The sequence below is a fragment of the Pantoea sp. alder81 genome, assembly GCF_020179835.1.
GTDB lineage: Bacteria > Pseudomonadota > Gammaproteobacteria > Enterobacterales > Enterobacteriaceae > Pantoea.
This window is the reverse complement of the sequence record NZ_JAIUDA010000008.1, coordinates 62,902-88,500: the sequence shown is the minus strand read 5'-3', so window position 1 is coordinate 88,500 and position 25,599 is coordinate 62,902. Positions and strand designations below refer to the sequence as shown.

Below are 25,599 nucleotides of genomic sequence, written 5' to 3'. Positions count from 1 at the left end.
GGATCTCCTCAGGCACGCGCCAGTGAATCCGCCACTTTTTCGAGGAATTTAACCGGTGACTTGATCACCACTTCGGTTTTCACTCGCACGATGGGTTTGCCCTGAAAGCGCTCTTCGCCGTTGATCTTCACGTCGATGGCAAGGATCACCACGTCAGCAGCGGCGATATCTTCTCGCGTGAGCGCCGTTTCGGTGCCAATGGTGCCTTGCGTTTCGACGTGGATGGTGTGGCCCAGTGCATGAGCGCCTTTGATCAGTTTTTCACGCGCAATATAGGTATGCGCGATGCCTGCCGTGCAGGCCGCTACACAGACGATATTCATGTGTCACCTCAAAGAGTTAGGGTATTAACAGAGGTCGGTTTCGGCGTACTGGCTAAACAGCCGGATGATATTGCTGGGGTCGTTTTCCACCAGCAGTTGGGCTATCACCTCATCATCGGCCAGCGCGCTGGCCACCTGCGACAACAGGCGAATATGGGTGGTGTTCTGATCTTCCAGTCGCACCGCGAACAGGATGATGCAGCGCACCTGGCTGCCATCGAGCGTTTCCCAGGGGATATCCTGTTGGGTACGACCAATGGCGAGTGTGGTGTGTTGGACGGCGGCTGATTTGCCGTGAGGGATGGCCACGTGGTTTTCGAAACCCGTCGAACCTTCAGCTTCACGCAGCCAGACGTCTTCAATAAACGCCTCACGATCGGTGATGGCGCCGTCCTGATACAGCAGATCGGTGAGCTGGTGAATCACCTCTTCTTTGGTGGTGGCAGTCAGTGCCAGGTTAACGCGGCGTGGCGTCAGAATGCGGGAAATATCCATGGGTTTTACCTCATTCAATTAATGTTCAGCCAACGCGCAGTGCGCGCCGTCCGGCAGCTGGCTGCCAATCATGGCGTCAGTGACCCGCCGGATATCGTCATCGTTAAAAAATGCACTCACATACACAGCCGGAATCGGTCCGGCGTTGAGATGGATAGTGGTGATCACTAAATCCACGGTCTGGTTCTGACAAAACGCGGCGTGATTGCTGGCGGAGACCACACCGGCAATTTCCCAGTCAGGGAACGCCCGCAAGATACGACTCTTCAGCAGATGCGAAGTCCCCACGCCGCTGGAACACACCACCAGAATGCGTTTATGGGCAATTTGCCGCTCCAGCGCCGCCTGGAAATGCACGCAGAGATAACCAATTTCGTCGTCAGCCACCGGCGATAGCCCATAAGTGTGAGCGGTTAATTGCATCGCCTGCTGCGTTAAGGAAAATATCCCCTTCATTTCCTGCTGAATATCCTCCAGCAGGGGATTGCGAATATGAATATGATATTTGAGTCGATTTAATAATGGCTTTATATGCACCAATAAACCGTCGAATAATAATCGGTCCTGCGCTAAGTCCTGCTGAATAAAAGCCGAAAAACGATCGATTAATTCACAGGTTATTTTTACGGACTCTGCGGTAGAAAATTGATTGTGCATCGGCGCATTATCGCCACGTTCTTCCACCACAATGCCGGACGAGACAATATATTGATAAATAAAACCGACTTCATCAGCGGGAAGGGCACAACACATCCGCTGCTCGATTTGCACCACCATCTGTTGCGCGATAAGCAAAATGCGCTGATCGAGATCCTGAACCGTGGTGAGTGTTTCCAGTGCCAGCGCATTGCCCTGCGCCATACGGTGCATCATGATCAGAATATGAGTACAGAGATTCAGATACCAGGCATCGCCTAACGGGTAACTGAGTTGCTGCTCCATCTGTTGCAGCAGCGCCTGCACAAAAGCCACATCCTCATCGCCAAAATAATGCACCAGCGCCTGCTGGCTACCGGGATCGAGGCGCGGCAACAGCGGCGTGCCAGCGACGTTTTGCTGCATCACGTCATTGATCAGTGAGACCATTGCCTGGCGCAGCGTCTGCTCATTGCCTTCAATGTGCGTACCGGCTGGCCCGCGTTGCAGCGTCAAACCCAACGGTTGCAGCCACTCTTCAATCACTTTCAGGTCGTTCACTATCGAGGCGTGACTAATAAAATAGCGCTCTGACAGTTTGCTGATTGAGGTCACACGCGGTGCATCGCTCAGCAGCTGCGACGCAATCTTCACCCGACGGCTGTTTTGCCCCAGCGCATCAGCACTGCTTTCATCGCCGTTGAGCTGCTGTTCCAGTTGTAACCGCTGCTGGATATCATCAACCCGTAAGCGCACACCGCGTCCTGGAGTCTTCTCCAGCGTCAGTGACCAGCTGCCGAGCCAGCTCTCCAGCCACTGTAAATCGCGTTGAATGGTCTTTTCTGATACGCCCAGCTGTAAGGCTAATTCTCTGATCGGCTGCGGTGCAGCATGTTGCAACAGCAGTTTGACTAAACGGTGTTGTCGCGAAGTCAGTATTTGCATTCGGTCACCCTTTATTTTGGCAAAGCGTTTTTAAGATTATTTCCTCGTTATCTATTTCTTCATGCCAGAAATCAGGAGCGCAATATTTGTGTCTTATGGAGTATGAATTTAGAAAAGGACGGCGTAAGCAACAATACTAAATGTTGTCCATGATTACGGACAGCTTTAATACACCTGAAATTATTAATAATTAATTGAGATCCTGCTCACATATTAATCGCTATATTCATTGTGATGCTGATCTCATTCCTTTTTAATTTCCTGACCAATATCACGTTATTTAACGCAATACGATTCTGCTGGTGGCCATTGGCTTCCCTGTGACTAACTCGCACGAATAAGGTACTATCCTCGCCAAATGAGCGCCGGATGCCCCGCCGTTGCGGGCCACGAAGTGAGGATGCGAGCTTAATGAGCGAATTGACGCAGGATGGTGCAGAGCGTCTTGCCCTGCACAAATTTACGGAAAACGCGTACCTGAACTACTCCATGTACGTGATCATGGACCGCGCACTGCCGTATATCGGCGATGGCCTCAAGCCGGTGCAGCGCCGTATTGTGTATGCGATGTCGGAATTGGGCCTCAATGCCAGCGCCAAATTCAAAAAATCTGCGCGTACCGTCGGTGACGTATTAGGTAAATACCATCCGCACGGCGACAGCGCCTGCTACGAAGCGATGGTGTTAATGGCGCAGCCGTTCTCCTATCGCTATCCGCTGGTGGATGGTCAGGGAAACTGGGGTGCACCGGATGATCCCAAATCCTTCGCCGCGATGCGTTACACCGAGTCACGCCTCTCCAAATATGCCGAGATTTTGCTGGGCGAGTTGGGACAAGGCACGGTCGATTACATCCCGAACTTTGACGGCACCATGCAGGAGCCGAAAATGTTGCCGGCACGCCTGCCGAACATCCTGCTGAACGGCACCACCGGTATTGCCGTGGGCATGGCCACCGATATCCCACCGCATAACCTGCGTGAAGTTGCGGAAGCGGCGGTGAAGCTGATCGACAAACCCGATACCACGCTGGATGAGTTGCTGGATATTGTGCAGGGCCCGGATTATCCGACCGAAGCCGAGATCATCACCCCGCGCAGCGAGATCCGCAAAATCTACCAAAGCGGGCGCGGTTCGATCCGTCAGCGCGCGGTGTGGAAGAAAGAAGATGGCGATGTGGTGATCACCGCGCTGCCGCACCAGGTTTCCGGTGCACGCGTGCTGGAGCAGATCGCCAACCAGATGCGCAATAAAAAGCTGCCGATGGTCGAAGATCTGCGTGATGAATCCAACCATGAGAACCCAACGCGTCTGGTGATTGTGCCGCGTTCTAATCGTGTGGATGTGGAGCAGGTGATGAATCATCTGTTCGCCACCACCGATCTGGAAAAGAGCTATCGCGTTAACCTGAATATGATCGGACTGGATAACCGTCCGGCGGTGAAAAACCTGCTGGAAATCCTGTCTGAATGGCTGGTGTACCGTCGCGATACCGTGACACGCCGCCTGAACTATCGCTTAGATCGCGTGCTGCGCCGCCTGCATATCCTCGAAGGTTTGCTGGTGGCGTTCCTCAATATTGATGAAGTGATTCACATCATCCGTACCGAGGACGAACCCAAGCAGGTGTTGATGTCGCGCTTTGAACTCAGCGACACGCAAGCCGAATCCATTCTGGAACTGAAACTGCGCCATCTCGCCAAACTGGAAGAGATGAAGATTCGCGGTGAGCAGGCGGAACTGGAGAAAGAGCGCGATCAGCTGCAGGCGATTCTGGCGTCCGAGCGCAAGATGAGCAACCTGCTGAAGAAAGAGCTGTTAGCCGATAGCCAGACGTACGGTGACGCTCGCCGTTCACCGCTGCATGAGCGCGAAGAAGCCAAAGCATTGAGCGAAACCGAGCTGGTGAGTGCCGAGCCGGTCACCATTGTGCTGTCGCAGATGGGTTGGGTGCGCAGTGCCAAAGGGCACGATATCGATCCTACCGGGCTCAGCTATAAGGCTGGCGATAGCTATCTTGCTGCCGCACGCGGTAAGAGCAATCAGCCGGTGGCCTTTATCGACTCCACCGGCCGCAGCTATACACTGGACCCGACCTCGTTACCATCGGCGCGCGGGCAGGGCGAACCGCTGACCGGCAAGCTGACGCCACCGCCAGGTGCTGCATTTGAACAGGTGTTGATGGAAGCGGACGATCAGAAACTGCTGATGGCCTCCGATGCCGGTTACGGCTTTATCTGCACCTTTGCCGATCTGATTTCGCGCAACCGTGCCGGTAAAGCGCTGCTGACGCTGCCGGAAAATGCCAAAGTGATGACGCCGATGGCGGTGCACTCCGGCGATGACATGCTGCTGGCGATCACTCAGGCCGGTCGTATGCTGATGTTCCCGGTGAGCGATCTGCCACAGATGTCGAAAGGCAAAGGCAATAAAATCATCTCCATCCCATCAGCGGATGCTGCCGCTGGCGTGGACAAACTGCAATGGTTGTTAATCTTGCCGCCGGGCAGTTCACTCACTCTCTACGTCGGCAAGCGTAAGCTGATTATGCGCGATGAAGACCTGCAAAAAGTGCGTGCCGATCGTGGCCGCCGTGGCAGTGTGTCACGCGGATTACAGCGTATTGATAGCGTGGAAGTGAATGCGCCAGCGCGCCCGAAAAGTGACGCGAGTAGCGAAGAATAAGACTGAACAGGCAATGGATTGCCCAACTTGAGGAAGCTATGTTACTAATTTTACGCACGATTATTGTCATCATTTATTCGATTTTAGTGTGCATCTTCGGCAGTATATGGTGTTTGTTCTCACCGCGTAACCCGCGTCATGTGGCGACATTCGGCCATATGTTAGGTCGCCTGTCGACGGTGTTTGGTGTCAAAGTTGAGCTGCGCAAACCCGCTGATGCCGGGAGCTATGGTAATGCGATTTACATCGCTAACCATCAGAACAACTATGACATGATCACGGCGGCCAAGATCGTGCAGCCGACCACCGTGACCGTCGGCAAAAAGAGCCTGCTGTGGATCCCGTTCTTCGGTCAACTCTACTGGCTGACCGGCAACCTGCTGATTGATCGAGACAACCGCGCCAAAGCGCACGGCACCATCGGTGAATTGGTCGGGCAGTTTAATAAAAAGCGCATCTCTTTCTGGATGTTCCCGGAAGGAACGCGCAGCCGTGGACGTGGTTTACTGCCCTTCAAAACCGGCGCCTTCCATGCGGCTGTGGCTGCAGGCGTGCCGATCATCCCGATTGTGGTCTCGAACACCCATGACAAAATCAAACTGAACCGCTGGAACAACGGCCTGGTGATAGTTGAAATGCTGCCTCCGGTCGACACTAAGCAGTTTGAAAGCACCTCGGTGCGCAAGTTAGCCACCCACTGCCGCGAATTAATGTCTGCTAAGCTGGAAGAATTGAACGCCGAAGTCGCCGAACGCGAAAAAAGCGGTAAACTCTAGCCATCCACGGGGCAGAGATTCTGCCCCGTGCTCATCACAGCAAAAAACTCACTAACAAAAACAACATGGACACGGCGTCCTCACGCCACGCTCAAAAGGTCTGAAGTTTTATGTCTTGCAGCAGACGTCAGTTTATTCAGCTTTCCGCCGGTGTTGCGCTGGCTTCCAGTAGCATGCCTTATGCCGCCTACGCTGCGGCCCCGATGGGCGATGTGCCCCTGCCGATCCCACCACTGATTGAGTCTCGTCGTGGTCAGCCGCTATTTCTGACGCTGCAACGCAGCCATTGGTCATTCAGCGGCAACAGCAATAAAGTGCCGGTTTGGGGCATTAATGGCATGTACCTCGGACCCACGGTACGCGTTTACAGCGGCGATGACGTGAAGATGATCTACAGTAACCGCCTCAACGAGCCGGTGGCGATGACCGTTAGCGGCTTGCAGGTGCCGGGAGCCTTAATGGGCGGCGCACCGCGCCTGATGTCGGCGGGCGTTGACTGGGCGCCAGTGTTGCCGATTCGCCAGGGTGCTTCCACATTGTGGTATCACGCTAATACTCCGAATCGTATGGCGCCGCACGTCTATAACGGTCTGGCAGGCATGTGGTTGATTGAGGATGAGGTCAGCAAAGCCTTGCCGCTGCCTAAGCATTATGGCGTCGATGACTTCCCGCTGATTATTCAGGACAAGCGCCTCGATAACTTTGCTACGCCGGTTTATAACCCACCTTCCGATGGCGGTTTCCTCGGCGACACCTTGCTGGTGAATGGCGTGCAAAACCCGTATATCGAGGTTTCTCGTGGCTGGGTGCGTTTACGTTTATTAAACGCATCAAACGCGCGTCGTTTTGATTTAAATTTCTCTGATAATCGCCCGTTTACCGTGATTGCCAGCGACCAGGGTTTTCTGGCTGCGCCGGTTGCGGTGCAAACGCTGTCGCTGGCACCCGGTGAACGCCGCGAAGTGCTGGTGGATATGTCGCAGGGCGATGAAGTCTCGATTACCGCCGGCACTGCGGCGGGGCTGATGGATCGCCTGCGCGGTCTGTTTGAACCTTCCTCGATTCTCGCCAACACGCTGGTGCTGAGTCTGCGTCCGACCGGCTTACTGCCGCTGGTCACTGACAATCTGCCGATGCGTCTACTGGCCGATCAGATTCTGGATGGCGTGGCGGTGCGCACCCGCGAATTCCGCATTGGCGACAGTGTGCCAGGCATCAATGGCGCACTGTGGGACATGAGCCGCATTGATACGACGGTGCAGCAGGGCACGTTTGAACGCTGGATTATTCACGCCGATCGTCCACAGTCGCTGCATATTCAGGGCGTGATGTTCCTGATTAAGAACGTCAATGGCGCGCAGCCGATGGGTGAAGATCGCGGCTGGAAAGATACGGTGTGGGTGGATGGTGATGTGGAGCTGCTGGTGAGTTTCCCGCAGAGTTCGTCGGATCACTTCCCGTTTATGTATTACAGCCAGACACTGGAGTTAGCCGACCGCGGCACGGCAGGGCAGTTACAGGTCAATCCAGTCCCTTAAGAAAAAAGGTGCGCAGCGATGCGCACCTTACAAGATATCGTCAAATTGCCAGGTCGCCATTCATTAAAGGCGACTGGCACATGACCGCACAGTCATTATCACGCCAATGTTGGCGAGCACGCGTGAGCTGTACCCGCAGGCGGTTAAACTATGCCGACTCAACCGTTAAACTTCTCCGGATCCGGCCCCAAACGATTTCCCTTATCCAGCTTAGTAATCTCGCTGATCTCGGTTTTTTCCAGCCTGAAGTCAAACACCTGGAAGTTCTCGCGAATGCGTTCCGGGGTGACAGATTTTGGAATCACTACCAGTCCGCTATCCAGATGCCAGCGAATCACAATTTGTGCCGGCGTTTTGCCATACTTCTTCGCCAGTTCGCGGATGATTTCCTGATCGAATACCCCTTTACCGCCTTGTGCCAGCGGGCTCCAGGATTCGGTTTGAATCTGATGCAGCGCATTCCAGGCGTGCAGGGTGCGCTGTTGCAGCATCGGATGCAGCTCAATCTGGTTCACCACCGGCGACACGCCAGTCTCATCGATCAGACGTTTGAGGTGCGCTTCATGGAAGTTACAGACGCCGATGCTCTTGGTTAAGCCCTGTTGCTGCAGCTCAATCATCTTCTTCCAGGCTTCAACGTAATGATCTTTCTCAGGGCACGGCCAGTGCATCAGATAGAGATCGACACTCTCCAGTTGCAGCTTCTTCAAACTGGTTTCGATCGCCTGCTGGCCGTTCTGCTGGTCGTCATTCCACAGTTTAGTGGTGATGAAAATGTCCTCGCGTGCGACATCGGTGTCCTGCAGCGCCTGGCCGACCGCTTCCTCATTTTTGTAGATAGCGGCGGTATCGATGGAGCGATATCCGACTTTCAATGCTTCCACAATCGCGTTACGGGCATCCTCAATGCTCGCCTGCCACACACCGAGTCCGATCTGCGGCATCATATTGCCGTCGTGCAGTTTGATAATGGGTTGCTCTGCCATTGTTGCTCCTTATCTGTCGCAGTGACTTACCGAAAAAGCGCTGTGGTTAAGTCTAGTCAACAAACTCAACCGCAGGATCATTGTGGCAATCGCATCGCAATTTTACCCTGGTCATTTCTGCCTGAATCTTGCCTGATTCTGCTGAAGGGTGGAGCTTTGAGCAGCATTACGGCACACTGATTTTTTTGCTGCCTGAGAGAGATGCATGCCGAACGATGCCCTTTGCCGCCAGCTGGCGCAGCGCGTGACCGCGCTAATGAACGATGTGCGTAAGCCGTTGTGCGCCGTGGAAAACGTCAAGCTGATCTACGCCTGCGAAACGCTGCCGCGCACGCCAATGATGTATCAGCCGGGCATCGTGATTCTCTTTCAGGGGCGTAAAACCGGTTATCTCGGCAGCACGGTGTTTCATTACGACGCCACTAAGTATTTGATGCTGACGGTGCCGCTGCCGGTGGAATGCGAAACCGAAGCCACCCTGGAAGAGCCACTGGCGGGCATGTGCCTGAGCGTGGATATTGCCAGCTTGCAGGACCTGTTGATGGATATCGGCGACGACGAGCAATTTCAGCCGCAGTTGCACACGTCCGGTATCCATTCGGCGTTTATGAGTGAAGAGATGCTGTGTGCCGCCGAGCGTTTGCTGGATGCGATGAGCCATCCGCGTGATGCGCGCGTACTCGGTCCACAGCTGGTGCGTGAGATTATCTACTATGTGCTCACCGGCCCGATTGGCGGCGCGCTGCTGTCGCTGGTTAACCGTCAGACGCAGTTCAGCCAGATTGCGCGCGCCTTGCGCCGTATCGAAAGCCATTTCGCCGAAAGCCTCAGCGTCGATATGCTGGCCGCCGAAGTGAACATGAGCGTTTCGGCGTTCCATCACAACTTCAAAGCCGTGACCCAAACCTCGCCGCTGCAATACCTCAAGCGTTATCGTCTGCATCAGGCGCGGTTGATGATGTTACAGGATGGGATGAAAGCCAGTGCGGCAGCGGTGCGCGTGGGCTATGAGAGTCCTTCGCAGTTTTCGCGGGAGTTTAAACGCTATTTCGGCGTGACGCCGGGAGAGGAAGCCAGCCGCGTGCGCCAAACGTTGCCGTTTGACGCCGCGTCTTAATCAGATTTTCTGGCGACGTTTTTTCCAGATCACGACGATGCTGCCGGTCAGACCGACAAACAGCAACACCATCGGCAGCACCATCAGCACCGCCATCACCTGATCTTCATGGCGCTTGATAAACGGTACCTGGCTGATGCCATACCCCATAGCGACCACAATCCCAACCCACAGTGCGCCGCTCAGCCAGTTGAACAGCTGGAAGCGACCGTTCTGTAAACCTGAAATGCCTGCCATGGTCGGCAGCAGCGTGCGAACGAACGCCAGAAAACGCCCGACCAGCAGCGCCATCAGACCGTGGCGGTTAAACAGATTCCAGGCGCGCTGATGATATTGCGCCGGCAAATGCATCAACCAGCTTTTCACCAACCGCGTGTTGCCCAGCCATCGGCCCTGCAAATAACTCAGCCAGCAGCCCAGACTGGCGGCGGTGGTCAGAATCACCATGGTGGGCACGAAATCCATCACGCCTTTGGCAATCATGGCACCCGCGAGCAGCAGCAGGCTGTCACCCGGTAGAAAAGAGGCGGGCAACAAACCGTTTTCCAGAAACAGCGTCAAAAACATTACGGCGTAGACAACCCACACGACATCCGGATTGGCCAGCGCGGCAAAATCCTGATGCCAGAGCGCGTGGACAATCTCATGTAAAACACCCATCTGCTATCCCATCGAGTCACAAGGATTCTATTTTAACCATCTGTGGCACCGTAGACGTTGATCTCACCGATGCGGCACGAAATGGTTTAGCTTTTGTTTAGATATTTACTGCTTTAAGCGCGCAAAGCCCGCTTTCAGGTCATTCAGCAGGTCATCGACATGCTCCAGACCAATATGCAAACGCACCAGCGTGCCGTCGAAATCGACGCCGCCCGCCGGGCGAATTTCCGCCAGTTCTTCCGGCTGGTTGGCCAGAATCAAGGATTCATAGCCGCCCCATGAATAGGCCATGCTGAAATGGTGGAAGTGATCGAGGTAATTAGCCAACTGCTCACGGCTGAGTTTTTCATGCAGGATGAAGGAAAACAGTCCGCTACTGCCGTTGAAATCACGCTGCCAGAATTCATGGCCTTTGCTCTGAGCCAGTGCCGGATGATTGACGCGCGCGACTTCCGGTTGTGCAGCCAGCCATTCGGCAACCTGCAAACCGCTCTCTTCATGCTGGCGCAAACGTGTACCCAGCGTGCGCAAGCCGCGACTGGCCATGTACGCCGTATCGGCATCCACCATCTGGCCCATCAAATATGAATTTTCACGCAGCTGCGGCCAGCAACGCTCATTGGCGACGGCCGTGCCAATCATCGCATCGCTGTGACCAATAATGTATTTGGTGCCTGCCTGAATCGAAATATCGATGCCATGCTCCAGCGCGTTAAACAACACGCCCGCGGCCCAGGTATTATCGATCATAATGATCGCGTCGGGCGCTTTCGCGCGCACGGCGGCGACGATGGCGGGAATGTCCTGTACTTCCATGGTGATGGAAGCAGGAGATTCGAGGAACACCACGCGCGTGTTCGGCTGAATCAGCTCACTGATTTCGCTGCCGATGCAGTGATCAAAGAACGTGGTGGAGACATTCAGCTTACTGAGAATTTTGGTGCAGAAATCCTGCGTCGGTTCATAGACTGCGCCGCTCACCAGAATGTGATCGCCCGCTTCGACAAAGGAGATAATCGCATTGGATACCGCTGCCGCGCCGCACGGATAAAGCGCGCAACCCGCGCCGCCTTCCAGTTCGGTCATGGCGTCTTGCAGCGAGAAGTGGGTGAGGGTGCCACGGCGGCCATAAAAAAGCTCGCCCGATGCACGGCCCGCAGTCGCCCGTTTTTTGTCAGCAACCGTGTCAAAAACCAGTGAAGATGCGCGTTGAATGACGCTGTTAACTGAGCCCTGAGTGTAACGTTTGCTTCGTCCCGCGCTAACCAGCGTGGTATCAATTTTATTCGTTGCCATCACTGCCTTTCCTGACACTTACCACAAAACATTCACGTTACCACGAAATACTGCAGTGGGTTGACCCTGATTGCGGATTATCAGAGTCAGTCGATGAATTGATTGGGCAAAAGCGCGTCCCTGCGATTTCGCGTTACATCACACCCATCACATGCGGCAACCACAGCGACAGCGCGGGGATGTAAGTGATCAGCATCAGGATGAAAAACAGCGTCACGTAGAAGGGCAGCATGGCTGTGACCACCTGCTCAATTTTCTGCTTACTGACAGCGCTGGCAACGAAAAGTACGGTACCTACTGGCGGGGTGATCAGGCCGATACCGAGGTTGGTCATCATGATCATGCCAAAGTGCACAGGATCGATGCCCAGGCTGGTGGCAACGGGCAGCAGGACGGGGGTTAAAATCAGAATGATAGGCGCCATGTCCATCAAGGTGCCGATCACCAGCAGCAGGACGTTGATGCACATCAGAATCACGTATTTGTTATCAGAGAAGCTGGTGAAGGCATCGGTGATCATGGTCGGCAATTGCATAAAGGTCATCACCGCGCCAAAGCCCGCCGCAAAGGCAATCAACACCATCACAATGGTGACGGTTTTGATGGTACGAAACACCAGGATATGCAGCTGATTCCATTTGAAATCGCGATAGATAAACATCGTGACAAAAAATGCCCACAGGCAGGCAATCGCAGCGGATTCCGAAGCGGTAAAGATGCCGGAAAGTATGCCCCCCAAAATAATGAAGATGGTGAAGAGTCCCCAGAACGCATCGAAGAAAATTTTCACGGCCTGACGCAGTGGAATTACTTCACCTTTGGGATAACCACGTTGTCGTGCGAACGCCAGGCACATCACCATCAGACAGAATCCCAGTAGCAGCCCCGGAATAATGCCTGCGACAAACAAGGAGGATATGGTGACGACGCCACCGGTGGCCAGCGAGTAGATAACGGAGTTATGGCTGGGCGGCGTTAATACCGCCTGCACTGAACCGCTGGCAGTCACGGCAGCGGCGAAATCACGCGGGTAACCTTTCTGTTCCATTTGCGGGATCATGACCGATCCGATCGAGGCGGTATCGGCCACTGACGATCCCGAAATCGCGCCAAAAAATGTCGATGCCACGATGTTCACCAACGACAATCCCCCGCGGATAAAACCGACGAAGATATAGGCAAAGTTCACCAGGCGTCGGGCAATCCCTCCCTCGGCCATGATCGCCCCGGCCAAAATGAAGAATGGAATGGTGAGGAGTGAGAATTTGTTAACGCCGTTGGTGACCTGAATCACCACGGCTTCCAGTGGCAAATCAATCCACCAGGCACCAATAAAGGCGGCAAATCCCACGGCAAAGGCCACTGGAAAGCCGACCAACAGCAGCAACACCAAACTACCTACCAGAATGAAAGCATCCATTTTAGTGCTCCGAATTTAGTGTGTGCCGCCAAGCGTCACCAGCGGACGCTGGCTTTGATCGCCATTCAGTATTCGCTCGATCACAAACAGCAGCGTAAACAGCGCGCCGATGGGAATGGGCAGGTACATCTCCCCATACGTCACGGAGGGTAAGGCCGCCAGTGGTTGAACCCACATGGCCTCGCACAAGCTGTAGCTGGCCTGCAGCAGGATTAAGCACACCGCGATCAGTAGCAGGTTACACAGCCGTTGCGCCCATTTTTGCCCTGCTTCGGACAGGCGATCCGTCACCATGGAGACACAAATATGTGTGCCGGCCCGCAGCCCGACGGGCGCACCAATAAAGGTAAAGATGATCATGCAAACAATGGCGACCGGTTCTGGCCATGACAGGGCCCCGTTCAGCACATAGCGCGCAAAAATACCGATCGGTATCACCGTGACCATAATTAACAGCGCTACCGCGGCAATGCCCATGCACAACAGATAGAGCCCATCCATCAAACGGGAATATGCATTCATGCTTCGTTACCTGAGCAAGGCGCCACGCGGTCGCGCGGCGCTGAGGGGGTTATTTCACATCAGCAATCTGTTTCATCAGATCCTGATAATTGCCACCAAACTGGTCGCGCACCGGCTGTGTGGCTTTCATAAAGTAGTCACGGTTGGTGTCCTGGAATGTCACGCCACCGGCTTTCATTTTCTCCACCGACTGCGCGGTGTAAGTGGCCCACAACTGGCGCTCTTCGTCCTGCGCTTCTTTGCCGAGTTTCTTCAGCAGCGCCTGGTCTTCAGCAGAGAGCCGCCCCCATGAGGCTTTGGAGAACAGGATCATCTCCGGCTGAATAAAGTGGCCACTCAGGGTGTAATACTTCGCCACGGGCAGGTAATTGTGGGCGACAAAAGTCGGTGGATTATTCTCTGTGCCGTCCACCACGCCGGTTTGCATGGCGCTAAACACTTCGCTGACGCCCATTGCCACAGGATTGGCACCCATGGCTTTCAGGGTGGCGAGTGAGATGGCACTGTTTTGCACGCGAATTTTCATTCCCTGCAAATCTTCGGGTTTGGTGATGGGTTTTTTGGTGATCATGTTGCGTGTGCCCGCGTCGGTCCAGCCGAGGAACACCATGCGCGTGCGGGGATCGTTATCAAATTTCTCAACAATCTGTTTGCCGACATCGCCATCCAGCACTTTGTGCATGTGGTCTTCATCGCGGAACACATAGGGCAGGGTAAGCACACTGGTTTCAGGGGCGATGGTGGTAACAGGGGCTAGCGAGACGCGAATCATATCAATCGCGCCAAGCTGAACCTGTTGCAACGTTTGATCCTCATCGCCCAGCACGCCCCCGGCATACACCTTCAGCTCAAGTCGTCCTTGTGTCGCCTCTTTCAACTTATCGCCCATATGTTGCAGAGCAACCACGGTGGGATAACCGGCGGGCTGAACTTCCGCGACTTTTAACACTTTGGCATGAGCGCTACTCGCCAGCAGCATAACCAGAGAAGAGATTGCAATCGTGAGTCGTTTTTTAGGTGTCATTATTATTGCTCCAGCTTGATGATCATCAGAGGTGTAAGGCACACCACAATCGGGAAGGGCTGGCTCAGAATAGTGAAATTGCGCTGGCGAAAAAGTGGTCAAATGTTGATTGAATGAAACGCGTCACATTTTGAAACGATGTTTTAATAAATTTTCAATTAAGGTCACATTTGTAAAACATCAGCTACCGTATCCATAAAACCCCCATAGATTGTTGGAAATTGAGGCATTAATCGTTTGTAAATAGTAATGAGAACTACTATCACTTCGGTCAATTTTTTTGCTATGATCCGCGCTTCAATCGTGAACTGTGCAACAGAAGTTGGAGACGCAGCGTGGTAGCCAGTGATTTGATGCAAACGGACCTTTCCGTTTGGGGCATGTATCAGCATGCCGATATCGTGGTAAAAGTCGTGATGATTGGCCTGTTACTGGCCTCCGTTGTCACCTGGGCGATTTTCTTCGGCAAGTTTGCTGAGCTGAGCGGGGCGAAACGTCGCCTGAAACGCGAGCAGCAAGCGCTGGGCGAAGCGCGTTCGCTTAACGATGCTTACCGCGCCGCCGAAAGCTTTAAAAGCAATAGCCACAGTGCGGTGTTGCTGAACGATGCGCAGAACGAGCTGGAACTCTCAGCGGGTGCCGAAGACCTTGATGGTATTAAGGAACGTACCAGCTTCCGCCTTGATCGTCGTGTTGCGGCATTCAGCCGTCATGCCGGTCGCGGGAATGGCTTCCTCGCTACCATCGGTTCTGTTGCTCCCTTTATCGGTCTGTTCGGTACCGTGTGGGGCATCATGAACAGCTTTATCGGTATCGCTAAAACGCAGACCACCAACCTCGCTGTGGTTGCGCCGGGCATCGCAGAAGCGTTGCTGGCGACCGCGATTGGTCTGGTTGCCGCTATCCCTGCTGTTGTTATCTACAACGTCTTCGCACGCATGATTGCCAGCTACAAAGCCTCTTTGGGTGATGTTGCGGCGCAGGTGATGCTGCTGCAGAGCCGCGATCTGGATCTCGGCAATGTGGACACCGCGAAAGAAGCGACCCGTCCGGCGGCGGCACAGAAACTGCGCGTAGGATAAGTATTATGGCGATGCGTTTAAACGATGACTCGGTAGGCGATGGCGAAATGCATGAAATCAACGTGACGCCGTTTATCGACGTCATGCTGGTTCTGCTGATCATCTTTATGGTCGCCGCGCCATTAGCCACGGTGGATGTGCGCGTTAACCTGCCTGCGTCTTCCAGCGCACCGCAGCCGCGTCCGGAAAAACCGGTTTATCTGTCTATTAAAGAAGATAAGCAGATTTACATCGGCAACGATGCGGTCACCAAAGAGACGCTGGTGAATGCGCTGACGGCGCAGACCGAAGGCAAGAAAGACACCACCATCTTCTTCCAGGCGGATAAGTCTGTGGATTATGAGACCCTGATGAGCGTGATGGATCAATTGCGTGAAGCGGGTTATCTGAAGATTGGTTTGATGGGCATGGAATCGGTGAAGAAGTAATTCACCCGTTTGATTGCTCACAAGGGCCGCTATCACTAGCGGCCCTTTTTATTTGCCCGCGCTGTCGATGTTAATTTTTTGTTACTTTTGGTCTTATTTTTGTAAACTGCAATGGTGAAGCTGATCACATCTATTCCTGGCTCAACCCGCTACAACGGAAGAAAAACCCAGGAAGGACAATATGAGCGCGAGTCAGTCTTTACAAAAGCCATCGCAAGGCGGTGCCAAAACCATCTTTAGCGTTACCAGCGGTAACTTTCTTGAGATGTACGATTTCATGGTTTTTGGCTATTACGCCACGGCGATTGCCAAAACCTTTTTCCCCGGAGATGACCCCTTTGCTTCCCTGATGCTCACGCTGATGACCTTTGGCGCGGGCTTCCTGATGCGTCCACTCGGCGCAATTATTCTCGGTGCCTACATCGACCATCACGGTCGCCGTAAGGGGCTGTTGCTCACGCTGGGATTAATGGCCGTGGGTACGCTCACCATCGCACTGGTTCCTGGCTACGCCACATTGGGTGCCGCCGCGCCGATTCTGATCCTGCTCGGTCGTTTGCTGCAGGGCTTCTCAGCAGGCGTGGAGCTTGGCGGTGTGTCGGTGTATTTGTCAGAAGTGGCACCAAAAGGACGCAAAGGTTTTTACGTCAGCTGGCAGTCCGGTAGCCAGCAGGTTGCAGTGATCTTCGCGGCGCTGCTCGGTCTCGGTCTCAACCATCTGCTGGCGAAGGATGCGGTCACCGAGTGGGGCTGGCGTATTCCGTTCGTTGTCGGTTGTATGATTGTGCCGTTCCTGTTTTGGATTCGCCGCATGCTGGAAGAAACCGAAGCGTTCAGCAAGCGCAAGCAGCATCCTTCTATGGGACAGATTATGCGCTCGGTTGGCGAAAACTGGGCATTGGTGCTGGCGGGGATGCTAATGGTGGTGACCACCACGGTGATGTTCTACATGATCACCGCTTTCACACCGACTTTTGGCAAAACCGTACTGATGATGAGCGACGAACAGAGCTTTATGGTGACGCTGTTCGTCGGCATCTCTAACCTGATTTGGTTGCCGGTGATGGGTTCGCTGTCAGACCGGATTGGACGCCGTCCGCTGCTGATCACCTTTACTATTCTGATGATTCTGACCACCTGGCCGGTGTTGCACTGGCTGGTGGGATCGCCCACATTTGCGCATCTGGTGGAAGCGGAGCTGTGGTTATCATTCCTTTATGCCAGCTATAACGGGGCGATGGTGGTCTATCTGGCGGAAATTATGCCGGCTGAAGTGCGTGCCACCGGTTTCTCACTGGCATACAGCCTGGCGACCGCACTGTTTGGTGGTTTTACGCCAGCGATTTCAAGCTACCTGATCCATGCCACCGGTGATAAAGCGATGCCCGGCGTGTGGTTGTCATTCGCGGCAGTGTGCGGATTGATCGGTACGCTGTTGATTGGCCGCATGGTGAAGCAGTATCAGGCGCGCCATGGCGGCACGCCGGTGGGGGCATCGTTGTAACGCCCTGGCTGGCAGCGGGTCACATGCCAGCCCGTTAAGAAGCGATTCGAATAAAGCTGCCCCTTTCTGAAGGGGCAGCTTTTTATTTATATATATGGGGTGGTGAAACTCAGTCATCGAGCCTTTTAACAAATTACATCGTCGCGAATACACTGCCTAAAATGACAGATCCACCACCACGCTATCCGTATAACTCCCCGCCGCTGGCGTATTCTGCGAAGTCAGAATCTGCGCCGTATAGGTGAAGTTGCGCGTCAGGGTATCTGCGTTGAGTGACGTCGAGGTGGTACTGCTCCAGCGATCGGTGCCGGTCGGTCCCCAGCGTGATGTGGTAGTGGTGCCTTTGTAGATGTCATACGCCAGCCGGTTGGTACCGCTGGCCATCTGGCGCGTGGTGCCGCTGTAGTAGCTTCCGTTACTCAACCCCACGGTGTAGGTGCTGCCTTTTGAACACACCACGTTGATGGTCTGCTGCACTGTTGAGAAACTCCCCACCAGCGGTGCGCTGCCAAAACTCACGTTCGGGGCGGTGATGGTGGTGCAGTCATTGGTTAAAACTAATGTCACAGTGAATGTTTTAGCCACGTTGAGCTGTGTTTGTGTGGTGCCCAGACAAATACCCAGCGCACTGGTTCCCACACATATTTTATAACTGACCAGAAGCGTAATCAGGGTTGTGTAAGTGCCTGCTGCGACAGTTTGCCCCGTGGTGGTAGTGAAATAGAGGGGGAGGGAAAAATTAAGGCTACTGCCTAATCCCAGCAATGCTGCACTCCAGGTATAAGTTGATCCCGTTAATAATTCGGTAGCGCAACTCCCATCAATGCACATACGAATAGGTATGTTATCGGTGGTGGTTACGCCAGTGGGTTTAAGCGTCGCCCGAGTGCCATTTAGATTGCTAGCAGTGCTGAAGGTATAGCTAACGTAATCGCCACTCGCGAGAGAAAGGCCCCCGGTCCCCCCACAGTTTACATTGGTGATAGAGGAGGTGGTGCTGGGCGTGGTGTTGGTGTAGAAGGTGGTCACCGACGAGCCGAAACTCGCGTTCGGTGTAGTGAGGCCGCAATCAGCAAAGCTGTATCCCGAGAATAAAAATAAGACCAGCAGCAGAAGAAACTTTCTCATGGCGAAATTCCTGACTGTGAATTATTGGCCGTGCTGACCGCCGAACCTGGTGCGGGTGGCGGCAGGTCGCACGTCAGCGGGCCGTAGGTTTCCAGCGCTTTGGGCTGACCGTCTGCGATGGTCAGCGTGGTATCACAACTGCGTCCATCTGGCGTCACCACATGAATGGGGTTTTCAGCGCTCAGATTTTCCATCCAGACAATGCCATCCCATCCGATATATTCCGTACCCTGATTCGGGCGCAAAACCTGGCTGGAGATCGGCAACGGTTGACCCTGTTTATCATGCAGCACCACGCTGGCGGCACGCAGACGTTCCACCGGGAAGTTCAGCAGGTAACCGCTTTTACGTTTCACCGCAAAACGCTGTTCCACCTTCGGTGCGGTGCGGTCGGCGGGTAAATCCAGAGTATCGATGTCGTATTTCGCGCCGTAATAACTGCTGATCGACGGCACCAGCAAATAGCCCTGTTTATCAGTGCGTCCCATGGACTGATTCTCATAACGCACCGTGACATCCGGATAATCGGTTTTCACCACCACAAACGCATCATTGATATCGTTAGCGGCTAACACGCTGTTGTCCATTAGCACCAGTGAACCGGTGACATCTGCCCACTGCGTGGTGTTATCGTTATCGCCATAGAACCCGGCAGAGGTGTCGATTTTATTATTGCGATAGCGCAGGCTCGCCTGACGATAATCCCCGCTGTTGCCACCCTGGTTGGCCCAGGCCGCATCGTAGGCGAAGCCGCCGTCGGTCGGCATCGCGCGTGACACGTAGAGGCGCTGATTGTTGTTGCCCTGCTGATCGCGCTCGTAGCTCACCGAAGCGCTACTCTGCTCGCCGAACGGGATAATCAGCGAGATAGCCCCGCTCCAGTCGCCTTGTTCCTGATCGCGGCTGGCGGAGATGTACAGGCTACTGTTGCCCCACAGGTTTTTGCTCCACGACAGGTTCAATAAGCGGGTGCGATCGCCCGATCCTCCGGCAATATCAAAATAGGCCAGACCGAGACTGCCATATTGATTGAGTGACACGCTGGCGGTGTACTGCGCACTGCGTCGCGCCAGAGAATAGCTGGTGTTGGCACTGTCGCCCCGGCTGCCGACCAGCGCCAGGTTGCCGTAATCTGCGGTGCGTAACACATGCTGCGTGCCGAGGCTGAACCAGCTGTTGTTGTATTGATAACCCCAGCTGTATTGCGTGCCGGGTTTACCCTCCATCTGACTTTGTGCCAGGGCACCATTCACCACGCCCCAGCTGCCGAGTTTCACCAATCCTCCTGCGCCGCCGGTGGCCACGCTATCGCTGCCTTCAGCATGGCTCTCCAGCGTTAGCCAGCCGGTTAATCCGTAACGATAAGAGCCACTGGCTGCCGCTGCGCCATAGTCAAAATTTTCCAGCCCGTAGTTTTCACGAATGGCACCGGCCGAGAAGGAGTAATCAGACAATCCCTCACGCAGCAGGCTGCTGGAGACATAAAACGGCAGCGTGGTGGTGACCTGACGCCCCACGGCATCGGTGGTGGTGATCACCGCATCACCCGCGCCATTGACGAAAGGCACATTGGTCAGCGACCACGGCCCCGGCTGCACATTGGCTTGCGTGCTGCGATAACCGTTAATAAACAGATCGACGGAAGAGGGCACTGCGGCCTGACCGGAAAACGCTGGAAGCGGGTAAGTCACCAAATCCGGTCGTACGCTGAAATCACGCGCAATCTGCACGCCTCCCAGACGCACGCTGTTACTCCAGCTCAGCGCATCGGTAACCAGATCTCCGGCGCGCCAGCTAATCGCATCGTTCTCATCTTCATTGCTAAACCAGGTGTCGTAGCGAATGTATCCCTCTTGCTGACCGCTTACGCCACCTTCAAGCTGCTGGGTATACACGCCATTGGTGGAGAATTGTCCGACGGGGCCAAATACGCGCAGCTCATTCCAGCTCGACAGGCGCGACCCGGCATTATCGGTACGCGTAGCGTAAAAGTCGTAATTGAGCAGCGCACCGTTACTGGATCGCCCTGGATAGCGTGGGCCGCGCTGATCTTTACCGATCACCTGGCCGGGCAGCCAGGCGGGGGGAACGGTGAGCAACAGACGCTGGCGGCGTTCGTCATAGTCCACTTTCACATCCGTGAGTTGATTCACATCGATTTGCTCGCCCTGAAGTTTCTCCGCGGGGATGCCAGCACGCTGTAAATCGCCACTGCGCAGCCAAAAGTTCCCGTTTTTACGCTCAACCGGCACGATATCGCCGCGCGCGTTCTGGTTCACCACCAGCTCCAGCATGTATTGCTGCCCACTGGTGGTGTTTTCCAGCGCAGGGGGCGGTGGTAGTTCGGAAAAGGTCTCCGCACTACTGATTTGAGGTAACAGACACAGCACGCTGGCCACGGCCAGTGCGCAGGGATGCAGCGAGAACGTCATCAGCGCGCGGCCGCGCTGCTCCAGTGTCCTTTATTCACTTCGGCAGAGAGTTCACCGCTCACGCTGCTGGTTAATGGCCAGCGGTTGCTGCTGTTTGCCAGCACATAGCCAAACAGGCCATTGCCCAGGCGGCGGCCCCCAATGGTGACGTTACTCAGTCGCGCATGGCCGTTGCCGCGGTTGGTGAGTTCCAGCCAGCGCTTGCCACCGCTGTCCACCTGCTGCCAGCTTAGTTGTGGCTTCGCGCTGTCGCTGGTCACGCCGCTGCCGTAGACAAACAGCGGAACCGAATAGCGCATCTGGAAGGTTAACCCCGCCTGATTTTCACCGGGCGTGCGCGGCGTGGGGATTTCATCCAGCACCACGCGATAGGACATTTCGCGTCCCGCTTCCGGTGGCCCCTGTTTAATCAGGCGCACCAGTTGTTTCTGACCCGGCTCCAGGCGCACCATTGGTGGGCTGGCGACCACTTGCTGTTGCGTTTGATACTGTTCCTGGCCGCCCACCTGCTGCCAGCTAAAGATGCGCACCTGCATCATGGTGGTGGCATTACCACGGTTCTCCAGCCATAGCTCGCTGGCTTTTTCGTCGGGGTTGATGGCGGGGTCAATGGGCCAAATCATCAGCGAATTGGCGGCGTGGGCGGAAGGCATTAGGGCCATGATAAACAACAGTAACAGGGCGCGCAGGTTCATGATTATTCATCCTTCTTTATCACTTCCGTCACCAGCTAAGCGTAACGGTTAAGGTGTCGGTATAAGTGCCGGCGCGCGTGGGGCCAGGCAGCGTTAACAGGCCATAAATCGGCAAAGTAATGTTATTGGCGTTGCTGTAACTCAGCGCCACGGCGCTACTCACGGGAATCGCCGTGGTGTGTGCCGCATTGGTGTAGAGGTAATAGGGCACCGTATTGGTATTGCCCGAGACCTTGAGATTGCGCGTAGTGGAGTAATTGTTGCCGCCATTGATACTCATGCTCACGGCGGTGCCTGGCGTGCAGGCAAGGGTGATGGTGGTGTTTTGCACATAGCTGGCGCTCACGCTGCTTGTTGCCACACCGGATTGCGTGCCGAAATCAAGCGTGCCAAAGACCCCGGTATTGGTACCGGAGACGACACAGCCTGCCACTACTGATGCAGAGACCTGGAAGGTTGCGGTTGGCAACCCCCAGGCAGAGACACTCCCTATCAGCAGGGCCAGACCGCCTGCAATGTGCGCCCAACGCTGCACTACGGCCACCCTGATTACCCCACAGCTGACCTCAGTAGTTCACCGCTACGTTTATGGTGTCGGTGTAAGTGCCAGCCGGGACCAATGGGTTAAATCCGCCCCCGACGACTCGACCGTAAATGGCGTAGTTGGTGCCTAACGTCGGGTCGGTGGTGCCGCTGGCGGCAATGTTGGTGTTGTTCGCGATCGCAGTGGTAAATGCCGCATCGCTGTACAGGGTATAAGCTATGCCTTGCGTGTTATTAGAACCGAGGATCAGATAGCGCGGCTGGCCGCTGACGGTGCCATAAATGGTGGCAGGGGCAGCGTTACTGCTGGTGACCTGCACGTTGAATGTCTGGCCGGTGGTACAGCGAACAAAGATACCGTTGCCTGATGCGCCGACCAATGTGGCGTTCAGGGTATCAAAGGTCGCTGCGCTACTACCAAAGTTCAGGGTACCGAAGTTAACCCCCGTCGTGGCTGACTGACCATTCACCAGACAACCCGTGGTCAGGGTCAGGGTCGCATTAATGGTTCCCGATGTGGTGGCGGCAAAAGCCGCTGTGGGTGCGAGCACAACGCTCAGGCTGGACGCCAAAAGAAAAAGCTTGAGTTTCATAATCATTCCTTACTGATTATCCAAGGTCATTGCTTTTTCACCTGGTGATTCATTTATGAAAACAAATCCGAATTCGAACAAGAGGCGCGATCGGCCTGACAGCGTAAGTGCCCGACATCTAGGAATATTCTTAGATGATGGGTTTATGATTTATATCAGTTTTCTTTACTATAGATCACGAAATCGCCACCTGTGACGTTGCGCTTCGATTTTTCACTAATCAATTCACACTTTTCACCGATAACTCAGTAATCGCAAGGGGTGACAACCGGTTAAAAAAACTAAACAGCGAGTGATTTAACCCTCTACCGCGATTAACCGTTCAATGCTATGTTCGTGCATTAATCAGATATTATTAATTTTTCTGACTGCGACAGACGATGAAAAACAAAAAACATAATGCGGTGTTTCCAGAATTATCTGGATCGGCTCCTCCCTCTGCCTCACTGCATGCGGTCATTACTCACCCTTAATCAATGTTCTCGAACTCTTTGAACTTTTTTGACGATACAGCACCTGCTCCGCAGCGGGCTGAGTTTAGGAGCGCACATGCTGCTGGTTACCTGGGATAGCGTTCTGGTCACGGTTTCACTCATCGTGGCCTTCATTGCCGCGTTTACCGCACTGGATACGGCCGGACGTGTCGCGGTATCACGCGGCTGTCTGGCAAAAATGTGGCTGGCCGGCGGCGGTACCGCCATGGGCATTGGCATCTGGGCGATGCACTTTATCGGCATGCTGGCGATGATGATGCCGATGACCATGCGTTACGACATTACGCTCACTGCACTTTCACTGCTGGTGGCTATTCTCTCGGCCATTTTTGCCTTTGCACAGGGCGTCCAGGGCAGCCATCTGACCCCGCGTCGGCTGGTGCGTGGCACCTTGATACTCGGCAGCGGCGTGGTGGCGATGCATTACATCGGCATGAATGCCTTGATGATTGAACCGGCGATTCGCTGGAACATGCCGCTGGTCGCGCTCTCGGTGGTGATTGCTTATGCCGCCTCCGGTGCGGCACTGTGGCTGGCGTTTCATCTGCGCCAGGGCGAGAGCGTGTGGATTATGCGCGTCTGTGCCGCGCTGGTGATGGGCATTGCCATCGCCGGGATGCACTACACCGGCATGGCCGCGGCGGAGTACAGCATGCCGAGCACCATGCAGCAGCATCATGGCATCAGTGAGGATGGACTGGCGGTGTGGGTGACCATTATCACGCTGTCCATTCTCGGCCTCACGCTGTTAGTGTCCATGCTGGATGCCCAACTGCGTGCGGCGCGTCTGGCCGCCAAGCTCAAGCGTGCCAACAGCGAACTGCGCCAGCTGGCGATGCATGACAATCTCACCTCGCTGCCTAATCGCGTGCTTTTGGAGCAGCAACTGACGGCACAGATCAAACAAGCCACCTTGCAGGATGAAACCTTTGCGCTGATGTTTATGGATCTCGACGGCTTCAAGGCGGTCAACGATACCTGGGGTCATCACGTGGGCGACCGTCTGCTCATCGCCGTGGCTGAGCGCCTGCGCATGCATTTGGGCGAGGGCGTGCTGCTGGCCCGACTCGGGGGCGATGAGTTTGTGCTGCTGTGTCCTCAGTACAATGACCTGCAAGCCTCCGCGCTGGCGCAGCAGTTGGTGAATGCCATCGATTTGCCGTTTGAGCTGGATCGCTATTCGCTGCGGGTATCCCTCAGTATTGGCATCGTGGTGTTCCCGCTGCACGGCCGTAGCCAGCAGGAGATGATGTTCAACGCTGACTCCGCCATGTATCACACCAAACACAGTGGCCGAAACGGCTGGTGCCTGTTTGAGCCGGTGATGAGCGCCGTGGCCCAGCATCAGCTGGCGCTGGCGAATGACCTGTGGAACGCACTGGAATATCAGGAAATGTGCCTGTTCTATCAGCCAAAGTTCCGCGCAGGCGGCACGGTGCTGATAGGCTTCGAAGCGCTACTGCGGTGGCAGCACCCACGTCGCGGCTTGCTGATGCCGGATATGTTCCTGCCGCGCGCAGAGAAAACCGGGCAAATCGTGGCGCTGGGCAATTGGGTGATCAACGAAGCGTGCCGTCAGTTGAAGCAGTGGCACGATGAAGGCCATCGAGACTGGACCGTGTCAGTGAACCTTTCGGCGTTGCAGTTCCATCAGCGCGATCTTATCGACAGCTTACGTCATGCACTGATGCGCTATCAGCTGCCAGAGGGCGCGCTGATGCTGGAGATTACCGAGAATATCGCGATGCGCGATCCGCAGTTTAGCCAAATGCGCATTGCCGAACTGCACCAGCTGGGTGTGAAAGTGGCGATTGATAACTTCGGTATCGGTTATGCCAACTTGCTGCATCTGAAACATCTGGAGGCCACCGAGCTGAAAATCGACCGAGCCTTTATTAACAGCCTGCGAGCCGACAGCGAAGACGCCACAGTGGTGAGCGCTATGTTGACGCTGGCTCAAAGTCTCAATCTGCGCATGGTGGCCGAAGGGGTGGAAACCGAGGAGCAGCAGCGTCTGCTGACTGGACTCGGTTTTGACACGCTGCAGGGCTATCTGCTGGGCAAGCCCACACCGGCAGAGCGTATCGGTGAATTTACCGCTTCGCTTAATACACAGCCGCTGTTGTTTGCTGAGCAGCCGCTGCCGCTCACCAGCGCCTGATAAACAATTTTTATTTTCTTCCTCATCGGAAGGTTTCATCGTTCGAAGACTCAAATCGGCAGTACATCTGCCGATAAATTACACAATAAAACTAATGGCATTTTCTTTTTCTTCAC

General features: G+C 54.7%; 22 protein-coding genes. 8 read left to right on the top strand and 14 right to left on the bottom strand.

The features are described from left to right. Positions 1 to 8: 8 nt before the first annotated feature. Genes LBW88_RS19800 through LBW88_RS19790 form a run of 3 tightly spaced genes read right to left on the bottom strand, consistent with a single transcriptional unit; the run spans position 9 to position 2,399 of the window. Positions 9 to 323 carry a PTS fructose transporter subunit IIB gene (locus LBW88_RS19800; protein ID WP_034828411.1) on the bottom strand — a complete coding sequence of 105 codons (315 nt, stop codon included), beginning with the start codon at positions 321 to 323 and terminating at the stop codon, positions 9 to 11. A 24-nt stretch (positions 324 to 347) separates the two neighbouring features. After that, a complete protein-coding gene (locus LBW88_RS19795; RefSeq protein ID WP_100703384.1) occupies positions 348 to 818 on the bottom strand; it encodes a PTS sugar transporter subunit IIA in 471 nt (156 codons plus the stop codon). Positions 819 to 836: 18 nt separating this feature from the next. Further along, positions 837 to 2,399, bottom strand: coding sequence for a BglG family transcription antiterminator (locus tag LBW88_RS19790; RefSeq protein WP_224933893.1), 1,563 nt, complete (start codon positions 2,397 to 2,399; stop codon positions 837 to 839). Between the two features lie 411 nt (positions 2,400 to 2,810). Here LBW88_RS19790 and parC point away from each other — a divergent pair, with 411 nt between their 5' ends. From parC to ftsP, 3 genes are all read left to right on the top strand, one after another. Continuing rightward, complete coding sequence (parC, locus tag LBW88_RS19785; protein ID WP_224933892.1) at positions 2,811 to 5,084, top strand: DNA topoisomerase IV subunit A; 2,274 nt, start codon at positions 2,811 to 2,813, stop codon at positions 5,082 to 5,084. 38 nt (positions 5,085 to 5,122) lie between these two features. Continuing rightward, on the top strand, positions 5,123 to 5,860 hold the full coding sequence (locus LBW88_RS19780) for a 1-acylglycerol-3-phosphate O-acyltransferase (protein WP_224933891.1): 738 nt from the start codon (positions 5,123 to 5,125) through the stop codon (positions 5,858 to 5,860). Positions 5,861 to 5,970: 110 nt separating this feature from the next. Beyond that, the gene (gene ftsP, locus LBW88_RS19775) at positions 5,971 to 7,398 is read left to right on the top strand and encodes a cell division protein FtsP (protein WP_224933890.1); all 1,428 of its coding nucleotides are present in this window, start codon (positions 5,971 to 5,973) and stop codon (positions 7,396 to 7,398) included. Between the two features lie 158 nt (positions 7,399 to 7,556). Here the strand turns inward: ftsP and dkgA are convergent, their stop codons facing one another. Then, positions 7,557 to 8,384: a 2,5-didehydrogluconate reductase DkgA gene (gene dkgA / locus LBW88_RS19770; RefSeq protein ID WP_200576841.1), complete on the bottom strand. Its 828-nt coding sequence runs from the start codon at positions 8,382 to 8,384 to the stop codon at positions 7,557 to 7,559. 205 nt (positions 8,385 to 8,589) lie between these two features. Here dkgA and LBW88_RS19765 point away from each other — a divergent pair, with 205 nt between their 5' ends. Further along, the gene (locus LBW88_RS19765) at positions 8,590 to 9,501 is read left to right on the top strand and encodes an AraC family transcriptional regulator (RefSeq protein ID WP_224933889.1); all 912 of its coding nucleotides are present in this window, start codon (positions 8,590 to 8,592) and stop codon (positions 9,499 to 9,501) included. Here LBW88_RS19765 and LBW88_RS19760 read toward each other — a convergent pair whose 3' ends face one another. The 5 genes from LBW88_RS19760 to LBW88_RS19740 form a co-directional block, all read right to left on the bottom strand. Continuing rightward, positions 9,502 to 10,161, bottom strand: a complete 660-nt coding sequence (locus LBW88_RS19760; protein ID WP_224933888.1) for a DedA family protein — start codon at positions 10,159 to 10,161, stop codon at positions 9,502 to 9,504. 105 nt (positions 10,162 to 10,266) lie between these two features. Continuing rightward, complete coding sequence (gene metC / locus LBW88_RS19755; RefSeq protein ID WP_224933887.1) at positions 10,267 to 11,457, bottom strand: cystathionine beta-lyase; 1,191 nt, start codon at positions 11,455 to 11,457, stop codon at positions 10,267 to 10,269. 133 nt (positions 11,458 to 11,590) lie between these two features. Then, complete coding sequence (locus LBW88_RS19750) at positions 11,591 to 12,877, bottom strand: TRAP transporter large permease (RefSeq protein WP_224933886.1); 1,287 nt, start codon at positions 12,875 to 12,877, stop codon at positions 11,591 to 11,593. 15 nt (positions 12,878 to 12,892) lie between these two features. Beyond that, positions 12,893 to 13,399 (bottom strand): TRAP transporter small permease, encoded by a 507-nt coding sequence (locus tag LBW88_RS19745; protein ID WP_224933885.1) that lies wholly within the window; start codon positions 13,397 to 13,399, stop codon positions 12,893 to 12,895. 49 nt (positions 13,400 to 13,448) lie between these two features. After that, positions 13,449 to 14,423 carry a TRAP transporter substrate-binding protein gene (locus tag LBW88_RS19740; protein ID WP_224933884.1) on the bottom strand — a complete coding sequence of 325 codons (975 nt, stop codon included), beginning with the start codon at positions 14,421 to 14,423 and terminating at the stop codon, positions 13,449 to 13,451. A gap of 353 nt (positions 14,424 to 14,776) precedes the next feature. Between LBW88_RS19740 and exbB the strand changes: the two genes are divergently transcribed. From exbB to LBW88_RS19725, 3 genes are all read left to right on the top strand, one after another. Continuing rightward, positions 14,777 to 15,505 carry a tol-pal system-associated acyl-CoA thioesterase gene (gene exbB, locus LBW88_RS19735; protein ID WP_224934022.1) on the top strand — a complete coding sequence of 243 codons (729 nt, stop codon included), beginning with the start codon at positions 14,777 to 14,779 and terminating at the stop codon, positions 15,503 to 15,505. Positions 15,506 to 15,510: 5 nt separating this feature from the next. Further along, entirely contained in the window at positions 15,511 to 15,933 is a 423-nt protein-coding gene (exbD, locus tag LBW88_RS19730) for a TonB system transport protein ExbD (RefSeq protein ID WP_224933883.1), read from the top strand. 181 nt (positions 15,934 to 16,114) lie between these two features. Continuing rightward, the gene (locus LBW88_RS19725; protein ID WP_224933882.1) at positions 16,115 to 17,437 is read left to right on the top strand and encodes an MFS transporter; all 1,323 of its coding nucleotides are present in this window, start codon (positions 16,115 to 16,117) and stop codon (positions 17,435 to 17,437) included. Between the two features lie 156 nt (positions 17,438 to 17,593). On the opposite strand, the gene LBW88_RS19720 is transcribed toward LBW88_RS19725, so the two are convergent. Genes LBW88_RS19720 through LBW88_RS19700 form a run of 5 tightly spaced genes read right to left on the bottom strand, consistent with a single transcriptional unit; the run spans position 17,594 to position 22,828 of the window. Further along, positions 17,594 to 18,565 carry a spore coat U domain-containing protein gene (locus LBW88_RS19720; RefSeq protein ID WP_224933881.1) on the bottom strand — a complete coding sequence of 324 codons (972 nt, stop codon included), beginning with the start codon at positions 18,563 to 18,565 and terminating at the stop codon, positions 17,594 to 17,596. After that, positions 18,562 to 20,997: a fimbria/pilus outer membrane usher protein gene (locus tag LBW88_RS19715; protein WP_414004099.1), complete on the bottom strand. Its 2,436-nt coding sequence runs from the start codon at positions 20,995 to 20,997 to the stop codon at positions 18,562 to 18,564. The genes LBW88_RS19720 and LBW88_RS19715 overlap by 4 nt, the downstream gene beginning before the upstream one ends. Then, positions 20,997 to 21,695, bottom strand: a complete 699-nt coding sequence (locus LBW88_RS19710) for a molecular chaperone (protein ID WP_224934020.1) — start codon at positions 21,693 to 21,695, stop codon at positions 20,997 to 20,999. Before LBW88_RS19710 ends, LBW88_RS19715 begins: the two co-directional genes overlap by 1 nt. Before the next feature lie 25 nt (positions 21,696 to 21,720). Further along, on the bottom strand, positions 21,721 to 22,236 hold the full coding sequence (locus tag LBW88_RS19705) for a spore coat U domain-containing protein (protein WP_224933880.1): 516 nt from the start codon (positions 22,234 to 22,236) through the stop codon (positions 21,721 to 21,723). 22 nt (positions 22,237 to 22,258) lie between these two features. After that, a complete protein-coding gene (locus LBW88_RS19700) occupies positions 22,259 to 22,828 on the bottom strand; it encodes a spore coat protein U domain-containing protein (RefSeq protein ID WP_224933879.1) in 570 nt (189 codons plus the stop codon). A 549-nt stretch (positions 22,829 to 23,377) separates the two neighbouring features. Between LBW88_RS19700 and LBW88_RS19695 the strand changes: the two genes are divergently transcribed. Then, a complete protein-coding gene (locus LBW88_RS19695; RefSeq protein WP_224933878.1) occupies positions 23,378 to 25,483 on the top strand; it encodes a putative bifunctional diguanylate cyclase/phosphodiesterase in 2,106 nt (701 codons plus the stop codon). Positions 25,484 to 25,599 lie beyond the last annotated feature (116 nt).